The 1,071-nt window shown below is 46.4% G+C and carries 1 pseudogene; it reads left to right on the plus strand.

Going from position 1 to position 1,071, the window contains the following annotated elements:
• Nucleotides 1-72 precede the first annotated feature (72 nt).
• Nucleotides 73-1,015 (plus strand): annotated as a pseudogene (locus F6J94_RS34020) (IS5 family transposase).
• Nucleotides 1,016-1,071 lie beyond the last annotated feature (56 nt).

Below are 1,071 nucleotides of genomic sequence, written 5' to 3' on the forward strand. Positions count from 1 at the left end.
GGCTTTGTTGCATAAAGAGTATGAGTTGAGTGAGATAATCTATAGAGAGAAAAATAGAGCTTCCCCTTAGCCATGACAGAAGCAACCGCCAAGACCAAATATAAGATATTGAATTGGAGTAAGTACAACGCAGCGCTCTTAAACCGTGGTAGTCTGACCTTCACCGATTGATGATGAGGTACTTAAAAGATGGTGGAATCCCCAAAAGACAGGGAAACGAGGAGCATCCCGCAAATACAGTGACTTAGCCATAGCTACCATGAGTACCATGGGGTCAGTGTTGAATTTACCAGGGCGTCAAACCCAAGGATTGATGGAATCAAAGTTCGGTTTAATGGGAGTAGACTTAGAAGTACCAGACCACTCCACAGTATCGAGACGGCTGGGGAAATTAAGTGTGGCAATGCCCGGTTAAGAACGGAAGGGAGCACGGCATGTGGTAGTGGATTCAACCGGAATCAAAGTTTATGGAGAGGGAGAATGGAAAGTACGTCAACATGGAATCAGCAAACGTCGAAAGGCGCGAAAACTGCATTTAGGGGTAGATCAGAGCACAGGGGAAATACTTGGTGCGGTAGTGAGTACGAATAATCTCAGTGACTCGGAGGCTCTATCGGATGTGTTAGATGCCATCGAATCAGAGATTGAAGCAGTGTCCGCCGATGGAGCTTATGACAAACGCAAGTGCTACGATGCCATTAAAAAAAGAGGTGCTCAGGCTAATATTCCCCCACGTCATGATGCCCAATATTGGCCAAAAGAAGGAGAGCATCATCCACGCAATCAGAACCTAGTACGTATTGAAAAAGTGGGTCGAAGCCAATGGAAACTTCAGAGTGGCTATCACCGTCGCTCATGATCGGAGACGGCCATGTTTCGTTTCAAGCTTATCTTTGGTAATCGTTGTTCTCGTCGTACCAACGACCCCCAGGCTGTAGAACTTTTACTTGCTTGTGCTGCCCTCAATCCTATGACCCATTTGGGTATGCCTGATAGCTATGCCCATAATGCTTAAAACTGCTCCTGAGAGGGGGAGCATTTTGACCCCTTCATCATTCATGCAACAAAGCC

Origin of the sequence: Moorena sp. SIO1F2, assembly GCF_010672755.1 — a bacterium.
Lineage (GTDB): Bacteria > Cyanobacteriota > Cyanobacteriia > Cyanobacteriales > Coleofasciculaceae > Moorena.